We start from the raw sequence: 14,420 nt of genomic DNA on the forward strand, positions 1-14,420 counted from the left end.
ACCCTTATTGCAAGCTCGGCGGCTTCAAGGAAACGACCTTCTACTCCACCGTCACTTCGACTATAAAAGCACCTGTTGCTTGATTAGTAGCCATAATTCTCAATATATGAGTCGACTCATCGAAAGTGTACTGGGAGCTTTCTTGCAGAATGGCCCCATTCAATTTCACTTCAACAAGGTCATGGACGCCCGTATAAACATCGAGCTCTTCGAATGAACGGTCAAAGCTCATATTCAGCGTGCTTGTCGTCTCATTCCACCCGATGTCCGTCATTCGAATGTCTTGATGCTTATGTCTCGTATCGGTACCGATCAGAATCGGGTAGACGCCGCCATATCGCTCTGCCAGTTCAGCGAACACGATTTGCCCCCAAGCCTGGGACTCTCCCATTCCCGCATATCCCAGATTGTTCCGGATGACGAGTGCATCTTCGGTATCCCATTGCGGCAGTTGAAGGAAATGACTAAGAGCGTTTAGAGCTTCCGAGCTTTGCTTGTTCTCGTACCCCAAGTAGGTTTTTGTCGTATAGTAGCCTTGATTATTGCCGGCATTGATTGTTAGCAATCTCGACTCGTAATCCGCTGCTTTGGCATCATATCCCCCTTTAAACTTGCGTATGCCGTATATGGCATTTCCTAACCCGTCATTATCCACTGCGAAGATGCCGGATGCCTGGCTGGGCAGCCTGTCGTACACGAACTGGGCTAACTCCGCATACGTTTTACCGTGTATGGTTGTATTGGAATCCACGTCCGCCATTAACGACAAGCCGTATAACAGCGGCCCCAGTTCTCCCCAATACAGTGAACCGTTGTTTTTATCCTCGAAAGAGGACCAGTTATGGTCCGGATAACTCAGCATATTCTGATAGAATAGGCCGATTGCATCGTTTAAGACCTCTCTCGCTTCCGTATCCTCCGGATGTTGGTTGCTCCAGGAAGCCAGGCCCATCGCAGGATAGCCGTAATTTAATAAACGTCCGAACAAATAATGATCGTAAGTGTCGGAATTGTATTCCGTAGGCTCATAAGCGTCAGCGGTTCCACCCAACATATGCGAGCCGAATCTGATTTTCTCCAGATACTCCTGCCATACTTCTCCTTCCGACAAAGTACCATTATACTTGAAATACGAGCTGCCATTGGATTGCAAAATGCCTTCAAAGCGGCTCTTGTTATTTTTGGCAACATCCTCGCCTCGAACGAACCCCTGTCCGTCATCATATAACAGCCAGCTATCACTGCCCCATTGCTTAACGGATTCAAAGAAACTGGATTGACCGATTCCGTCATCGTTAAGCGCTTTGACGATTAAACGCGGATTCGTCACCGATCCATTAGTCGGCTTCAGCGTACCTTCCACTTCGATAACGCCGCCTCTGATCTTAATATCGAATCGTACATGCACATTATGCTCATCTTTCGCAATAACTACATGCATTGTATTTGTATCTTGATCGAATGCAACCTCTTTCGTAGTCGGAGCCGTTAATTCGATTGGTGTCAGCCCGTCGTATCCGTATGCGAATCGAAGCGCTCCGAGCGGCGAAGAACCGTATGTGCTTTCCTGGAACGTCAACCTTGGCACGGATAAATCTCCCGTCACCCTATAGATGCCGTTATCGAATTTCAATTGCGGATCGACATATATGCTTGTACCCTGGCCATGCCGGAAATCCGCCCAGCGGTGCGTAGGCAAGCCGCGAGGCATACTCTCTTTCACGAAATCGGCCAGCTCCTGCGCTGAAGGCAGCGCATACGTTTCCGGCAGTAACGGAAGGCTCAATAACGTTTCCGCGGAATCCGTACTCCATCGCATACTGCTCTCAATGTAGCCTCTCGTTTCGGTGTTTCGATAATCGCCCAGCTGCGGGTCGTAATAAATCCGTTGCCCTCTCTCCTGCGGACTTATCGTGTAGCTCGACACATTGCGTACATCGAGCTGCGGCGATCTTGCTATCGTATTTCCAGTTTCATCGCAAACATCGACAATATAGACATAGCTCTTCTCTGCTTCGATGGAACTCGTATAAGAAAGCGTATTCAATTCGGTTATCGTTTGATCCAGATAATAGGGATGCAGTTGGGGCAAATATTGAAAGTTTTTGCTCCAATCTCCCCCGGCGTAATACCTTAGCTCCGGGTATGTCTTGGGAAACTTGTAAATGCGGTAAGAGGCGAAATCGGTTCCCGTATACTTCTCCCAGCTTACGGAAACCTCATTGGATTGCGGAAGATCAGCCATTGCCTCCAGTCCGGGATAAGGGATAATCGTCAAGTCAACCCAAATGCCCAAGTTGTTAAGGAATGTTCCGTCTGCCTTCACCGGCCTCAAATACATTCTGCTCGTGCCAAGTTCCTCTTGACCTGTGATTTGAAACTCGAAGCGGCCGATATCTCCGGGATTAATACGTGAGTCATTCGGAGCGGCAGGTCTGCTGTAGGACAGCCATCCATTATATCCGCTAAACATCGAGCTTGTTTCTGCAGTGTAGCTGCTGTTGGTATGGGCCAATACAACTTCATGGCTCGGCCAGCCGAACAGCCACGGTTCCGTCCCTGTATTTTTCATATCCACCCAGAAGCTCTTAGTCTCTCCTGGATGTAAAGTAAGCGATGAAGCGTTTTCAGAAACATACTGGGCACTGAAGCTGCCGTTCGCGGAAACCGCTGGCAAGAAGGAGAATGCCAAAGCCATACTCATCAAACTTATCCATAATGCTGCAATCCATTTACGCATGATCTTCATCCTTTCATCGTGTTCGTCTAAGTCATGCTAGATGCCACCATGATTACGAGTAGAGAGCGGAAGGTCTCCTATGCATTGTGGAATATAATAAGAGACCTGACTCGCTTCTTCATTTACTTGTTTATTTGCTTGCCGCCAAAAACTCGTCCACTTGCTTCTGGTATTCTTCCATTACTTTTGGAAGTCCTGCCTTGTTAAGCTCCGCTTGATACTTCGATATGTTTTCTTCGGGATCAAGGACGCCGGATGCAATGCCGTATTTATATTTGTTCTCAATCGTGCTTATCGCCGCAATTTCCGTCTTCACCGGTGTTTGATCGAAGTTAAAACCCATGATCGGACTATACAGCTTCGTATTTTGATCGAATTGCTGCAGTTGCTGCATGAAATCCGATGCATCCGAAGCTTTCGGCTTCAAGAACTCCGGATTTTGCCACATCCACTCCGGCGGCGCATAACCAATCGAAGCCGCATCAACCCCCTCAGGTGTCATAATCGTCCCGTCTTTCAATTCATAGTGAGTGCCCTTTATGCCATTGGTCATGATATCGTAATTTTCTTCGTTCTTCTGAATCCAGTTCAGGAACATCACAGCCCTGTCGATATGCTTCGAAGTAGCAGCGATGCTCTGGAAATTCCAAGTCGTCGTCGGCATATACGGCTCATTCGTCAGCAGGATCTTGATAAACTCCAGTTCGGCGCCCGGCACAGCAATATTGCGCGAGTAATTGTTGTATTCATAAACATCTCCGCCGCCGATCGCCGCTTTGCCGGAATTAAAGTCCGCACGGATGTCGCGGCCCACCATCACGTCTTTGTCGATGTAACCCTTCTCGTACAGCATGCGCAAGAACTTGGCATCCTCCATCGTGTCAGGCCGATCGTATTTCGCTTCGGCTTTCAACGTCTCATAGTTGAACACAATGCCGTCAATGCTGGTGCTCTGCAGCACTTCTCCCCTGTGGAATGCCGCCGGGGGCTCATTGAATACGAGCATCTCGGGATTATTCGTCTTGATCGCCTCTGCGTATGCCAGCAAGTCATCCAGCGTCTTAATCTCCAGCAAGCCGTATTTCTCACGCAGATCTTTGCGGATGGTCGCCGTATAATACCCTTTCGTCGTACCTAGCGCACCTGCCGGCACGCCGTATTTCTTGCCATTCACCGTTACCGGCGGCCAGTATTTCGAATCCAGAGCGGCCGTAATATCCGCCCCGTGTTCCGATAGCGCTTCGTCCAGCGGAGCAATCGAATTGGATTTTACGAATGTCCCCAGCAGGTTCGGATCTGTCCACATAATGTCCACTTGATTGCCTGTCGACAGCATGATCGGAAGCTTCTGGAAGTAATCCCCCCAAGGAATATACTGATAATTCAATTTGACCGGAATCCCGTCTTCTGCCAGCTTCTTCTCCAATTCTGCCGTGACCGCGTCTTGATCCGGCTGAGGGTCGCCCGGATAAACAATGTTCAAGGTCACAGTCTCTAACGTCTCGCCGCTGCCTGGGGCGGATGAGTTTTCGTTTCCCGCTGCAGCCGTTTCCCCTCCATTGCCTGTCGTCTTTGCCGAGCATGCGCCCAGCATCATCGCCAGCATCAGTATGCCGGCCAGCATGAACCCCTTGTTGAATACATTTCGCATAGTCTGACCTCCTGTATGTGATTGTACAGCTTTTTATACAAACCAGTTAGGTTGTATACATCAATAAACCATCAGCCCTTCACGCTTCCAATCGTCAACCCCTTCACGAAATAGCGCTGCAGGAAAGGATATAACAATATAATGGGACCGATCGTAAGTACCGTTGTCGCCATCTTTACGCCTTCCTTCGGAATTGCGGCGGCCGCGATCGATGAATTGACACCGCTGGAAGCAGCGTAAGAAATATTGGATGTGATCGCCCGAATAAGCAGCTGCAGCGGATACAGTTCCCTGTCACTAATCAGCATCAGGCCAAGCCACCAGTCGTTCCAGAAGCTGATCGCATAAAATAAGCTAATAGTGGCAATGCCGGGCAGCGATAAGGGCAGCGCTATTTTGAATAACAGCTGGATTTCGTTGGAACCGTCTATTTTGGCCGCTTCGAAGATCGAATTATCGATGGTGGAGATGAAGCTGCGCAGCACGATTAAGTTAAATGCGTTAATCGCGTAGGGAACAATAAGCGCCGGTAAATTATCATAAAGATGCAAGTACTTCGTGGTCACAATGTACCAGGGCACAATGCCTCCGTTGAAGAGCATGGTAAAATAAACGAAGAATGAAATCGGTACGGCCATTCTCCATTCCCGTCTCGATAAGGCAAACGCCATCATCGTCGTTAGCAGCATGCTTACCAATGTACCGGCAACGGTAACAAGCAGCGTAACCTGGTAGGCGCCCATTATGGAAGAACCTCTACCGAGTATATAATTGTAAGCATCCAACGTGACGGCATGCGGAAAAATATCGAATCCGTTCGCCCGAATATACTGCTCATCCGTAAATGAGGTGGACACAATCGTCATGAACGGAATAATGGCGGCTATGACGAATAACGTCATATACAGATAAGCAAATCGGCCGATTAATCTGTCGCTTAACGTTCTGGCTTTCATCTTTCGCAACTCCTGTCTGATTTGTGCTATTAGAATAGGGCAGAGTCTTTATTGTATTTTCTGACAACGGCATTGGCTGCGAAAACGAACAGGAAACCAATGAAGGATTGCAGTAAGCCAATCGCCGAAGACATGCCCACGTCGTTCAAGGTGCGAAGCGCACGGAACACATAAGTGTCAATGACGTCCGTTGTCGGGAACAGCAGGCTGTTATCGCCAACCAGTCCATAGATCATACCGAAGTCGCCATAGAAGATTCGGCCGACGGCCAGCAAGAATAAGATAATCATTGTTTTGGAAATGCCCGGAATCGTAATATGCCAAATCTGCCTCCATTTAGTGGCGCCATCCAACGCAGCCGACTCGTATTGCTCCTGATCAATGCCCATAATTGCCGCGAGATAAATAATGCTGCTGAAGCCAACCGACTTCCACGAATACAAAAAAACAAGAATTGCCGGCCAGACTTCAGGGCTGCCGTACCAACTCACGTCTTCCAGTCCCAGATGGTCTAACCACCCGTTTACAATGCCGAAATCGGTATTCAAGAAGTTGTAGGCGAATACCGACACAATTACCCAAGAAATGAAGTTGGGAAGAATAATGATGGACTGCGATACTTTTTTAAACCACACCAGCCTGATCTCGTTGACCAACACAGCGGTCATCACCGCGAGTATCGTACCGATGCTAATAAATAAGATGTTCAGAAACAAGGTGTTGAATATAACCCTTAGCACGGTAGCGGTATCCACCGTTAAAAACCTGAAATTGTCAAGTCCGTTGAAAGGGCTTCCGAATATCCCCAAATCCATGCGGTATTCTTTGAAGGCCACGATGATGCCAGCCATGGGCAAGTAATGAAACAGAAGAAAAAAGAGCAAGCCCGGCAATACCAATACATACAAAAATTTGTTTTTGATCAAATCTTTCGCCATCGTGTTTGCAGCTTTCCTCATAAATGCTCACCTCTTTTATCGTATCTGCTTGCTGCCGATGGACTAAAATATAGCGTTTCCAACAGAATGCCGGCAAGTTTAAAAACTAAATATTGTTTTTGAAAAGATAGATTTTCCCCTTTAAAAACTATACTTTAAGGCAATCTGTCATTTATTCAAACGAAAAAACGCCCCTAAGGGGCGTTCAACGTTTATGCTTTTTGCGATATTCCGATGGCGCGAGTCCGGTTTGCTTTTTGTACCAGGTTACGAAATAGGACGGATTCAAAAAGCCGACCTTCCTGCCGATCTCCTTCACCATCAGCTTGGTCGTGAGCAAATATTCATTGGCCTTGCGAATCCGAAGCTCTGTGACATATTCCAAAAATAATTGATTGAATAATTCCTTGAACAGCCTGCCAAAATAGACCCCGTTGTATCGGAAGTGCTCTGCCGCTATTTCAATCGATAGCTCGGCATTCCCGTATTGCTCCTCCAGGAAAGCGGCGATCTCCGCAGCCAGCTCCGATTTCATTTGCTTCTTATTTACTTTCGATCGTTGGATGGACGCTTTGCCAAAGGCAACAAACCACTCTTGCATTTCTGAAAGGCTGTCCATTCTCTGCAGAACGGATAGAATATCCATGAATCCGGTTGACACGGTAGAAATCGAAGCGTCTGTTTCTGCCGTCACGATCGAAAATAAAAGTTGCTGTACGGACAAGCGGATCATGGAATAAGGAGCCCTGTGCAAGGATTGAAATAGATCGGCGACGACCGACTCCACCTTGTCCTCCTTGCCTTCTCTTATGACCTCGAGCAGCCTCTTTTGCTTATCATACGGATATTCGAAGCCGCCGTTCACGAGTTTCAGCATTTCATCGTAGACGAGAATATGCCCTTTCCCCTGAATAAGCCGATATTGAATTGCTTCCTTGGCCTTCAGATAAGCCTCGCTAATCTCTATACCTTCCGTAATCGGACAACCGACGCCAACCGAGATCGAAAAGCTGTACTGAGAGACAATCTCTTGCTGCAAGCCTCGCAGCACCTCCAACAATACCGGCCATTCCAAATCTTCACCGCTAATGACCATCGCCACTTCTTGTTCAAGCTTTACAACCTCGCAAGCCATTCGTTGTTGCATGTAGGACTCTGCCAAGCGGCTTAACAACTCGTGCGCTTGATGCCCGAATTCTGGCTCGCGCATCTCCCGCTCCCGAATGCCATCCAATTTCAGTACAGCCACATACAGTTTCGTGGGGCCGGCCAAGTCGGGCATAAGCTGATACATCTCACGATCTGCCGACTCCGGCTGCCGTATACCCTGAAGCAATTCCTTCACATACTCCGCCTTCATCGATTTACGCGATAGACGGCTGCTTGCTTTAAGCTTATCGAACTGAATCATCATATTGGAATAAAAGCTCGTCAATATTTCCATTTCGCTTAGACTTTCATTCGATGGCAGTTCCGCGTTCCGCAACTGATACGACTGCGCATTTCGCGCAAGCTTCTTCAAGGGCGAAGACAATATACCGCTTAACGCCGCCGATATGCAACAAGCCAACAGCAGCAACAGCAAACAAATGATGATCGACGTTCGGCGTACTTCCGTAATTGGGGCCATAGCTGTCTTGTAAGGAATCAGGGAAACAAAATACCAGTCCAATTGCTCCGAGTAAGTAGAAGACACGAGCGCTTCCGCTCCATCCTCAACAGAAACAAAGCTGCTGCTTGCCCGGGACGATAAAATCCGCTGCACATCGCTTCGGCTGGACAAATTGCTCAGGAACCCTTCCTGATACGGAGAATAAACAGTTCGACCTTGCCTGTCCATCGCAAAGAATGTGAAATCCCCTGTTTGCGGCTCCTTCGGGTAGACAGCTTCATCAATCGTCATGTTCACGATGATTGCGCTTAAGATTTCTTGACGATCGGGATGTCTATCATAATAAAATACCGTATATACCTTATCTCCATCGCCATCGGAATGAAGAGCAGGAAAATGGCGGGGCACCATACGCCCCAGACTCTGCACATTCTCATCCTGAAGCCATTCGATCGTAGGCGCTTCCGCGTAGGCTTTGTCGCGATCCGTTCCGATCAAGGTTCCGCTCTGTCCATTATACAGCGTAATGGAATAAATATTCGTATTCGTCAACATCACATTATGAAGCTTGCGCAAGGCTGTCTGATTTACGAAGTAGTCCTCAGCAGTTCCCCGCTTATAAATCGACTGAATAATATCGGGATCAAGCGATAATTGCAGCGTAATCAATCTGGTCTGGTTCGCCATAAACTCCAGCATACTTGCGCTCTGTTCCAATCCCTTTTGTGAAATTTCATTGATTTGCTTCGTCGATCCTTTGGAAAAAGCCTGGAACAGCAAAGCCGTAATTGTTAATGCCACGAGAATTAGCAACACAGCAAACGACAGGAAAAACTTCGAAAACAATGTTCTTAACCGGATTTTACCCCTGATGTATTTCATCTATGTCCCCCCGTCAAAAACTTTCATCTATCGCAATTTGCAGCAACCGTTATATGAAAGCGTTATCTCTCATAAACACATGAAATTATCATACCACAATCAATTCCATTTGTTTCTTGCATGAACAGAAGGACTGTCCTGCATGGACAAGCATGAGGACAGTCCTTGTTCTATTGTTGCGTTAAGTTTTGCTGATAATTCGACCATGCCCTTCAAACGGGTAATCGATGACGATCCTTCCCGCCTCCGTATCTCCGATTCCGGCATACAAATCGCATTTGCCGTCCTCTCGCATCACGATGCCCGAAGTAAAGGTGCAATCTGTCAATTCCGGCTTTTTAGCTGGACCAGCCGGATAGCAGCTTCGCGTACCGATAATTTTTCGATCAACAGCTTCATGACGCTCCACATCCAGCACGAATGAAAAGTTCATGTACACCTGCTTCATCCCTTCGTCGTCATTGAAGGTTTTATAGCAAATATGCCCGATCACGCCAATATTGCCGTCTTCCAAATAATAAGCCTGATTGCAGCCGCCCCATTGATCGCGATCGAATAACCCCGGAATATACTTCGCATTCTCCACGACCTCCATTGTCAATTCGTCCAGGCTGTTAATGATTGTAAACCCAATCATCGACTCACTGCCGAACTGCTTGCGAATCGCTTCGCTCCTCGGTCTGGAGAAAACGCCGATCCGGCTTCCGTCCATCTCGACCAGACGAATATCCTTCATATACTCTGGCCCAGTCGTAAAGTACGTCAGATCATCCAATTCCGTCCCTTTATAAAAGTAGCCAAAATAAGTATCCACATATCCCTGCTGATAACGTACGTGCGTACCTCCCATAACAAGCTGATTTCCGATCAGACTAATATAGGGATCTTCCAGCTGATAAATCATACTATCCGGAACCAGCGTCCATTCGTCGGGCTCCGTCTCCTGGAACAAGCGAACCCACGATCGGGCCCATTCGCATCGTCTTTCCACCCGGCCATAAATATATCGCTCGCCTTTCCATGAAAAAGGGATGGACACATTATAAACATCGTAGCCTGCAACGCCATAGAAGGTTAATTTGACGCTTTCATATATCATCTTGATCTCTTCGAATTGTGTCCGCTGCCGCAATAAATCCACTTGTCTTCAGCCTCCGCTTCTATAAGATTATACATGGCATTCTAGCACGCGGAGGAATGCAGAATCTTGCTTGTAATTCACAAAAACTACGCTATTTTAACATTTTCGAAAAGTTTTCTTTTATCATGCGAAAATCATCAATAAAATAAGGGAGCTGCAACTTCTACCCTCTCATTCAAAAATGTGTTATTTTGATTTTTATAGGGAGGTGTACTCATGGGAAGAAAAATCATCAAACTAACGGCTTATGAGGGAATTGACGCGGAGGCGGAGGGACACTACCGCGACCTGATCGGGATCGAAAGCACGGCCGGTCCGCATACGCATGATTTTTTTGAATTTTTTCTTATCGTAGAAGGGGTGGCTTATCATTGGGTCAACGGCAAAAAGGAGCAGCTTCAGGAAGGGACCTTGGTCTTTATGCGTCCGCAGGATATTCACTATTATGAAAAGGTGCCCGGCAGCGATTTCCGCTTAATTAATCTATCCTTCTATGAGCATACTGTTATGGAGCTTTTCAGCTATTTGGGCGAGGCATTTCCGCAGGACGCCTTCCTGAGCGCACCTTACCCGACTACCATCCAACTCTCCCCGCGTGACAAGCAAGAGCTTCAACGCCGTCTGGAGAAGCTCTACAGGATTCCACAGCAGGATAAAGGTCCGTTCCGAACCGAACTGCGCGCTTTACTTGCGGAAGTCTATTGCAACTACATGATGCAAGCCATTGTCATCAAACATGACGACCGTCCGGAGTGGTTTCTCCAACTGTGCAAGGACATACTGTATCCTGCCAACTTCCATGAAGGGGTGCCAGCCATGCTGCGGCTGTCAGGCAAATCCCATGCCCATCTATGCCGCTTGTTCAAGCAATGGGAACAACTCACTCCTTTGCAGTATTTGAATCGCATTAAATTACAATATGCGGAGAATCTGCTGCTTCACTCCGATTGGAGCATACTTGATATCGCTCTGGAAGCCGGATTCAGCAACTTGGGACACTTTTATAAATGCTTTAAGGCGTTGTACGGCACAACGCCGCACAAGTATCGCAAGCTGCTACAAGCCAAGCTACCGGACATGGGCCGGCAAGGGGGAGCCCCTTGAGTCGCGTATGCTGACAACGGAGCTGACCTTGCTTCTCGCACTCAAATACTATTCGTTTTAAGTCGGCTGCACTGCATCCTGAATCGCTCGCTCGAGCTCTTCCCTATATTGCCGCTTCTGCTCGTCATTCCATTGGAATTCTTGCGCCATAGCCGCGATGACGGGCTCTTTCCACTTGCGGACCTCGTCGATTCGGAAGAACAGATCGCCCGTGCGACGGATGAAGAAGTCTACCGGCTTCGCCGCCATCTCCTCATCGATCGCATACCGCAGCTGAACGGCTACCTCTGGCGGCAAGCTGTATGTCTGCCCCATACTATGCGCCTGATCCGCCAGCGCATACAAGTTATCTACATTCGTACCATACCGGCCGGCAAGCAGATGAGACGCCTCGGCTGAGAAGCCGTACTTAACGCCATCCTGCGTCTTGCGCTTAATGAAGCCATCCAATTCCTTCGATCCGCCTACATCACCGCCGGATATCGGCATGTTCTTCGTGCGGCTTGCCCCGAACATGGAAGGTGCTCCCGCCGCCTTCAGAAGCTCCAGCACCTTGTCGATGACCGATTCCGCCATCTTCCGGTAACCGGTCAGCTTGCCGCCGGCAATGCTGATCAGACCGGAATCCGATACGAATATCTCATCGCGTCGCGAGATCTCCGATGGCGACTTGCCTTCTTGCTGAATAAGCGGACGGAGACCCGCCCAGCTGGATTCTACATCTTGGTCAGCCAGATTGAGCGTAGGGAACATGAAGTTCGCCGCCTTCAACAGGTAGTCGCGGTCCTCCTGCGTCATGACCGGCCTTGCCGTATCCGCCGTGTAATTCGTATCCGTCGTGCCGAAGTAGGTCTTGCCTTCGCGAGGAATGGCGAACACCATGCGACCGTCCGGCGTATCGAAGTAGATCGCTTGGCGCAGCGGGAAGCGGCCGCCGTCGAATACCAGATGAACGCCCTTCGTCAGCCGCAGCGTCTTGCCCCGCTTCGAGCCGTCCATTTCCCTTATATTGTCCACCCACGGACCTGTCGCATTGATGACCTTGGTCGACTTGATCTGGTGCAGCTTGCCTGTCAGCAGATTGCGCACGGCCGCTCCGACGACCTTGCCGGAGCCGTTATACAACAGCTCCTCCACCTTGCTGTAGTTCACGGCAAGCGCACCCTTCTCTACCGCGCGCTTCATCACCTCGATTGTCAGGCGCGCATCGTCGGTACGATATTCGACGTAATAGCCGCCGCCCTTCATACCGTCCTTCTTCAGCAATGGCTCCTTGCGCAACGTCTCCTCCGCGCTAAGCATCTTGCGCCGCTCACTGCGCTTCACGCCGGCAAGATAGTCATAGACGCGCAGACCGATGGATGTGGAGAACTTGCCGAATGTGCCGCCCTTGTACAGAGGAAGCAGCATCCATTCCGGCGTCGTCACATGCGGGCCGTTCTCGTATACGATCTCCCGCTCCTTCCCCACCTCGGCCACGACACCGATCTCCAGTTGCTTCAAGTAACGCAAGCCTCCGTGGACAAGCTTCGTGGAACGGCTGGACGTGCCCGCCGCGAAGTCCTGCATCTCCACCAGTCCGGCCTTCATCCCCCGCGAAGCCGCGTCCAGCGCAATCCCGGCCCCCGTAATACCGCCGCCTATAATAAGCACATCCAGCTCCGCATGCTCCATTGCCTCCAGCATTGCCGTCCGCTCATGCGCTCCGAATTTGATCTTTTCGCTTTTTTTAGTCATAACTATATCCTTCCTCTCTGCAGATAATTTATGAGAACAGCAAAAAGGAGAAGCCACTCCAGCCGCTTCACCTCGACAATGAGGAAAGAAGCGGCTTTCGTGGTTTCTCCGAATCTCCAACCTGTATTAACTTATGACCAGTATATCATACCTGCTCTGCAAAAGCCATGGCCGCTTTCACAGCCCGCTGCCACCCCTCGTACAGCTGCTCCCGGCGCGCCTCGTCCATCGTCGGACGGAAGATCCGATCTATGCCTCGAAGCTTGGACAACTCCTCGCAGTCCTTCCAGAAGCCGACTGCCAGCCCCGCCAGGAACGCAGCGCCGAGCGCAGTTGATTCATTGGAGCCGGGACGCTCCACCGGAACGCCGAGCAGATCGCTCTGGAATTGCATGAGCAGATTGTTGGCTACCGCGCCCCCGTCCACTGCGAGCGACGACAGCTTCAAGCCGGATTCCCGCTCCATCACCGCCAGCACATCTCTGCTCTGATAGGCAAGCGACTCCAGCACGGCGCGGACGAAGTGGGACTTCGACGTGCCGCGGGTCAGACCGAATACCGAGCCGCGAACGTCACTGTTCCAGTACGGTGTGCCCAATCCTACGAATGCCGGTACGACATAGACGCCCTCGGTGGAATCCACCTGCTCCGCCAGCGCTTCCGTCTCGGACGCCGACTGGATCATCTCCAGCCCATCCCGCAGCCACTGAATAGCTGCACCCGCAACGAAGATGCTGCCCTCCAGCGCATACTCAAGCTTCCCGTTCACTTCCCAGGCGATCGTCGTAAGCAAGCCCCGCTCCGACAAGATCGCCTTCTCCCCCGTGTTCATCAGCATGAAGCAGCCTGTGCCGTACGTATTCTTCGTAGCGCCTTCCGCGAATGCCGTCTGGCCGAACAAGGCGGCCTGCTGGTCGCCGGCCGCGCCGGCAACCGGAATAGCCCGGCCAAGCAGCGATTCATCAAGCTCGCCATAAATCTCGGAAGAGGCCCGTACTTCCGGCAGCATGACCCGCGGCACCTGCAGGATGCGCAGCAGCTCATCGTCCCATTCCCGGTTATGAATGTTGAACATCAACGTGCGCGAAGCATTGGACACGTCCGACATATGCACCTTGCCGCCGGTCATATTCCAGATGAGCCATGTCTCGATCGTGCCGAACAGCAGCTCTCCCGCCAATGCCCGCTCTCTGGCTCCTTCCACATGATCCAGCAGCCAGCTTACCTTCGTGCCGGAGAAGTATGCATCGATCAGCAGCCCCGTTCGCGCATGGAATTCCGCCGCGTGCCCTTCCGCCTTCAGCCGCTCGCATATGTCCGCCGTCTGGCGGGACTGCCATACGATCGCTTGATGAATGGGCCGGCCCGTCTCCTTGTCCCAGACGACCGTCGTCTCCCGCTGATTCGTAATGCCGATGCCTGCGACCGCTTCCGCCGATACGCCGGCCTGCTCCAGCACCCCGCGCATGACGCGCTGGGCTGAAGCCCAGATGAATTCCGCATCCGCTTCTACCGCTCCCGGCTTCGGATAGTGCAGCGGCAGCTCCTCCTGTCGGATTGCCGCAATGGTTCCGCTTTCATCGACGAGCAACGCTCTTGTGCTGGTCGTTCCCTGATCCAACGCCATCATATAACGCTTCATGTACGTTTCCCTCCCAT

The 14,420-nt window shown here is 50.3% G+C and carries 9 protein-coding genes; 1 reads left to right on the forward strand and 8 read right to left on the reverse strand.

Going from position 1 to position 14,420, the window contains the following annotated elements; all coding sequences use genetic code 11:
- Positions 1 to 40: 40 nt before the first annotated feature.
- From M6D81_RS07630 to M6D81_RS07655, 6 genes are all read right to left on the reverse strand, one after another.
- The gene (locus M6D81_RS07630; RefSeq protein ID WP_262676257.1) at positions 41 to 2,740 is read right to left on the reverse strand and encodes a hypothetical protein; all 2,700 of its coding nucleotides are present in this window, start codon (positions 2,738 to 2,740) and stop codon (positions 41 to 43) included.
- Positions 2,741 to 2,870: 130 nt separating this feature from the next.
- Positions 2,871 to 4,391, reverse strand: coding sequence for an extracellular solute-binding protein (locus M6D81_RS07635; RefSeq protein WP_262676258.1), 1,521 nt, complete (start codon positions 4,389 to 4,391; stop codon positions 2,871 to 2,873).
- 71 nt (positions 4,392 to 4,462) lie between these two features.
- Positions 4,463 to 5,347, reverse strand: coding sequence for a carbohydrate ABC transporter permease (locus M6D81_RS07640; RefSeq protein ID WP_262676259.1), 885 nt, complete (start codon positions 5,345 to 5,347; stop codon positions 4,463 to 4,465).
- Positions 5,348 to 5,376: 29 nt separating this feature from the next.
- Positions 5,377 to 6,306 carry an ABC transporter permease gene (locus M6D81_RS07645; RefSeq protein ID WP_262676260.1) on the reverse strand — a complete coding sequence of 310 codons (930 nt, stop codon included), beginning with the start codon at positions 6,304 to 6,306 and terminating at the stop codon, positions 5,377 to 5,379.
- Positions 6,307 to 6,490: 184 nt separating this feature from the next.
- Complete coding sequence (locus tag M6D81_RS07650) at positions 6,491 to 8,779, reverse strand: AraC family transcriptional regulator (protein WP_262676261.1); 2,289 nt, start codon at positions 8,777 to 8,779, stop codon at positions 6,491 to 6,493.
- Positions 8,780 to 8,960: 181 nt separating this feature from the next.
- Complete coding sequence (locus M6D81_RS07655) at positions 8,961 to 9,920, reverse strand: DUF1861 family protein (protein WP_262676262.1); 960 nt, start codon at positions 9,918 to 9,920, stop codon at positions 8,961 to 8,963.
- 216 nt (positions 9,921 to 10,136) lie between these two features.
- Between M6D81_RS07655 and M6D81_RS07660 the strand changes: the two genes are divergently transcribed.
- Positions 10,137 to 11,024 (forward strand): helix-turn-helix domain-containing protein, encoded by an 888-nt coding sequence (locus M6D81_RS07660; protein WP_262676263.1) that lies wholly within the window; start codon positions 10,137 to 10,139, stop codon positions 11,022 to 11,024.
- Positions 11,025 to 11,081: 57 nt separating this feature from the next.
- Here the strand turns inward: M6D81_RS07660 and M6D81_RS07665 are convergent, their stop codons facing one another.
- Both M6D81_RS07665 and glpK read right to left on the reverse strand, forming a co-directional pair.
- Positions 11,082 to 12,761 (reverse strand): glycerol-3-phosphate dehydrogenase/oxidase, encoded by a 1,680-nt coding sequence (locus M6D81_RS07665; RefSeq protein WP_410795703.1) that lies wholly within the window; start codon positions 12,759 to 12,761, stop codon positions 11,082 to 11,084.
- A gap of 145 nt (positions 12,762 to 12,906) precedes the next feature.
- Complete coding sequence (gene glpK / locus M6D81_RS07670) at positions 12,907 to 14,403, reverse strand: glycerol kinase GlpK (protein WP_262676264.1); 1,497 nt, start codon at positions 14,401 to 14,403, stop codon at positions 12,907 to 12,909.
- Positions 14,404 to 14,420 lie beyond the last annotated feature (17 nt).

Origin of the sequence: Paenibacillus sp. J5C2022, assembly GCF_025567625.1 — a bacterium.
Lineage (GTDB): Bacteria > Bacillota > Bacilli > Paenibacillales > Paenibacillaceae > Pristimantibacillus.